Genomic DNA, 1,975 nt, shown 5'->3' with positions numbered 1-1,975 from the left:
CCGAAGTTGCGGTAGCTCTCGGCGGAGATTGCATGATCGACCTGAGAAGACGACGGAAATCGATTCGAAAATGTAGCCACTAATACTGCGTGTCGTTGCGGTGTCTAAACCGATAATCGATCTAACATGAAGACATGGCCCCATACAGCGGCGCGATGCATGTAGCCCGAAACAGGCGCAGCTATGTGACGAAGTCGGGTGAGGAGCGGGTCTACGAGTCGGTGCTGCTGCGGCGCACCTTCCGTGAGGGCGGCAAGGTCCGTCACGAGACGCTGGCGAACCTGAAGGCGCTTCCGGAGGCGTCGATCGCGGCGATCGAGGCGACCTTGAGGGGGCAGACGCTGGTCCCCGCCGCGGAGGCGGCCACTTTGCTCCGCTCGCTCCCACACGGGCACGTCGCCGCGGTCTGGGCCCAGGCCAAGGTGTTGGGCCTGCCCGCGATGCTCGGCCCGGCCGGCCGGATGCGGGATCTGGCGATGGCGCTGATCCTCGCCCGGGCGGTGGCCCCGGCCTCGAAACTGGCCACCGCCTCCTGGTGGGCCGACACCACCCTCGGGGTGGACCTGGAGGTGACCGGGGCGGGCACCGACGAGATCTACGCGGCGATGGACTGGCTGACCGGCCGCCAGGACCGCATCGAAAAACAGCTCGCCGGAAAGCATCTGGACCCGAAGGTGAATCCGTCGCGGATCGCGATGTTCGACCTGTCCTCGTCCTGGGTGACCGGCCGGCACTGCGACCTGGCCGCCCGCGGCTACTCCCGGGACGGGAAGAAGGGCTGCGAACAGATCGAATACGGGCTGCTCACCGACCCCGCCGGTCGCCCGGTCGCGGTCCGGGTGTTTCCCGGCAACACCGCCGACCCGGCCGCCTTCACCCACGCCGTGACCGCGGTCAAGGGCACCTTCGCGCTGGAGAACATGCTGATGGTCGGCGACCGCGGCATGATCACCTCCGCCCGGATCACCGCCCTGCAGCAGGTCGGCGGACTCGGCTGGTTGACCGCGCTGCGGGCCCCGCAGATCGCGGCGCTGGCCGCCGATGACGGACCGCTGCAGATGAGCCTTTTCGACGAGCAGAACTTCGCCGAGATCACCCACCCCGACTACCCCGGGGAACGGTTGATCGTGTGCCGCAACCCGGCGCTGGCCGACGAGCGGGCCCGCAAACGTGGCGAGCTGCTCGACGCCACCGAGGCGGAACTGGGCAAGATCGTCGCCGCGGTGACCGCGGGCCGGCTGTCCGGGGCCGGGAAGATCGGCCTACGGGTCGGGAAGGTGCTGGGGAAGTACAAGGTGGGCAAGCACTTTCGCCTCGACATCACCGACACCTCGCTGATGGTGACCCGCAACCGGGAGAGGATCGACGCCGAGGCCGCGCTCGACGGGATCTACACCCTGCGCACCACCGCCAGCGCCGACGAACTCGGCACCGCCGCCGTGATCGACGCCTACAAGAACCTCTCCCGGGTCGAACGCGACTTCCGGTCCCTCAAGGCCATCGACCTGGACCTGCGCCCGATCCACCACCGGCTCACCGACCGGGTGAAGGGTCACGTGCTGATCTGCATGCTCGCCGCCTACCTCACCTGGCACCTGCGCCAGGCGTGGGCGCCGTTGACCTACACCGACGAGAACCTGCCGCACCGCGACGATCCCGTCGCCCCGGCGGCCCGCTCGGCCGCCGCCAACAGCAAGGCGGCCCGCAAGACCACCACCGACGGTGACCTGCCGGCCCGCTCCTACCAGGCCCTGATGGGCCACCTGGCCACCCTGACCCGCAACGACCTGCGCTACGGCGACGACGGACCGATCGTGAGGACCCTGGCCGTCCCCACGCCCACCCAACGACGGGCCTTCGAACTCCTCGACACCACCATCCCCCACACGGTCAGGTAGCCAGAACAACCACAACCGAAAACGACGAACCCCCAGCTCAACCGGGGGTTCGCTCGTTCTAATAGCAGTAACTTCGG

Annotated in this window: 1 protein-coding gene; it reads left to right on the top strand. The window is 68.2% G+C overall.

Annotated elements, in window-relative coordinates; all coding sequences use genetic code 11:
• Positions 1 to 134: 134 nt before the first annotated feature.
• Positions 135 to 1,898, top strand: coding sequence for an IS1634 family transposase (locus G9373_RS45095; protein WP_206033990.1), 1,764 nt, complete (start codon positions 135 to 137; stop codon positions 1,896 to 1,898).
• The last annotated feature ends 77 nt before the right edge of the window (positions 1,899 to 1,975 follow it).

This window comes from Rhodococcus sp. A14 (assembly GCF_011603105.1).
GTDB classification, from domain to species: domain Bacteria; phylum Actinomycetota; class Actinomycetes; order Mycobacteriales; family Mycobacteriaceae; genus Rhodococcus_F; species Rhodococcus_F opacus.
Note: the sequence above shows the minus strand (reverse complement) of the source record. Positions and strands in the feature narration are given on the sequence as shown.

What these genes read in the sequence shown, in the direction of transcription:
- G9373_RS45095 (WP_206033990.1), top strand. Translation starts at nt 135, where the DNA reads ATGGCCCCATACAGCGGCGCGATGCATGTAGCCCGAAACAGGCGCAGC.